The sequence below is a fragment of the Streptomyces kanasensis genome, assembly GCF_043077165.1.
Lineage (GTDB): Bacteria > Actinomycetota > Actinomycetes > Streptomycetales > Streptomycetaceae > Streptomyces > Streptomyces changanensis.
In genome coordinates this window covers 1-1847 of sequence record NZ_JBIBSF010000008.1, presented here as the reverse complement: position 1 = coordinate 1847, position 1847 = coordinate 1, and the positions used below count along the sequence as shown (strand labels likewise).

Sequence of the window (1847 nt, the reverse complement as noted above, 5' to 3'; positions counted from 1 at the left end):
GGGGGGGGGCCGGGGGGGCGGCCCAAACCACCCCCCAAATGTGGGGGCCCCCCCCCCCCCCCCGGCCGGGGGGGCCGCCCCCCCCGGGGGGGGGGGGGGGGCCCCCCCCCCCCCCCCCCGCCCGGTGGTCCTCACGCCGAGAACCGACGGCCCCCGCCCCACCGTCCGGCCGCCCCGTCGGTCGCCTCACTGTCCGCCGTCCCGTCGGTCGCCCCACTGTCGGCCGTCCCGTCGGTCGCCCGACCGGCCGCCGGTCCGTCGGCAGACCGACCGGCCGCCGGTCCGCCACCCCGCCGGCGGCGCACCGGTGTCGCCGCTGACGGTTCGCGGCGGGCCGGCAGCCGACGCCCGACGCCCCGCCGCCGCCCGTGACCGCGTGCTGACCGTCGCCGGCACCCCCGGGCGCAGCGGCCGCCGCCCCGCCGTCGCCGACCATCACGAAGCGACCGCCCCCACCCGCCACCGCGCCTACGAGGCCCACCGGGCCACCGCGCCGCTGGGCCACCAGGCCTGCGCCGCAACCGGCCACCCGCCACCGGGCCAGAGCGGCAACGGTGCCTGCGCCGCCCCCACGCCACCGCGCCGCCGGGTTTGCGCGGCCACCGTGCCTGCGCCGCGCCCACCCGCCCCGCGCGGGCGAGCCAGAGCGGCCACCGGGCCTGTGCCGCCGCCCCCACCAGCCACCAGGCCTGTGCAGCCGCCACCCTGGCGGCAGCGGCCGCCGACCCGCCGCCGCCTATCACCACGGAGCGGCTGCCGGCAGACCCACCGCCCCCACCCGCCACCGGGCCCGCGCTGCCGCCCCCACCCGCCACCGCGCCTACGAGGCCACCAGGCCTGCGCGGCCATCGTGCCTGGGCCGCCGCTGCCGCCACCCCGCCGCCGGGCCTGCGTTGCCCCCACCCGCCACCCCGCCACCGGGCCTGCGCTGCCCCCACCCGCCACCCGCCACCCCGCCGCCGGGCCTGCACCGCCCCCACCCGCCACCCCGCCGCCGGGCCAGAGCGGCCACCGGGCCTGTGCCGCCGCCATCGGCCACCGGGCCACCGCGCCGCCGGGCCAGAGCGGCCGCCGTCCCGCCGTCGGCGCCGACCACCACGGAGAGACCGCCCCCACCGCGCCGCTGGGCCCGCGCGCCACCGGGCCGCCGGGAGAGCGGCCATGGTGCTCGTGCCCCGTACCCGCCGCCGGGCCGGCGCGGCAACGGTGCCCGCGCGCCCCACCCACCACCCGTCACCGCGCCGCCCGGCCTGCGTCGCCGCCGGCCGCGTGGCCGGTGGCGGCGGAACGGGGTTGCCGAGGGGGCGGCGGGCGGGGGGAGGATGCGTCCATGGACGGTACGACGGACGAGGTGGACCAGGCCATCGCGGGCGAGTTGCGGTTGATGGACCCGCGGGTACGCGCGTCGGGGGAACTCGCCGCCGAGCTCCTCGATCCCGAGTTCGTGGAGGTCGGCGGGTCGGGGAGGCGTTGGACGTACGCCACCATGCTCGCCGAGCTGCCCGGTCATCCGGGCAGCTCGGCGGACGGCCCCCGCTTCGAGCCCTCGGGGATCTCGGGCGTGCGGCTCGCCCCCGGCCTGGTGCACCTGACGTTCGAGACGAGGCTGGGCGGGCTCAGGACCCGCCACAGTTCGATCTGGCGGAAGAGGGACGGAGCCGGTGGCTGGCGGATGTACCACCATCAGGCCACGCGCGTGTCGCCCGGCGGGGAATGGGGGGCTGTGCCCGAAACGGCGGACGGGGCGCCCCGGGGGGTGACCGGGGGCCCCCCCCCGCGGGGACGGGGTGGGGGTGGCCCCCGGGCCCCGGGGGCCCCCCCCCGCCCGCAACGCGTTGCCGTAAACC

Annotated in this window: 1 protein-coding gene; it reads left to right on the top strand. The window is 81.8% G+C overall.

Translation table 11 applies throughout. The annotated features are described in order from the left end of the window. Positions 1–1330 precede the first annotated feature (1330 nt). A partial coding sequence (locus tag ACF053_RS20180) for a nuclear transport factor 2 family protein (protein WP_391955149.1) occupies positions 1331–1847 on the top strand: 517 nt, incomplete at its 3' end.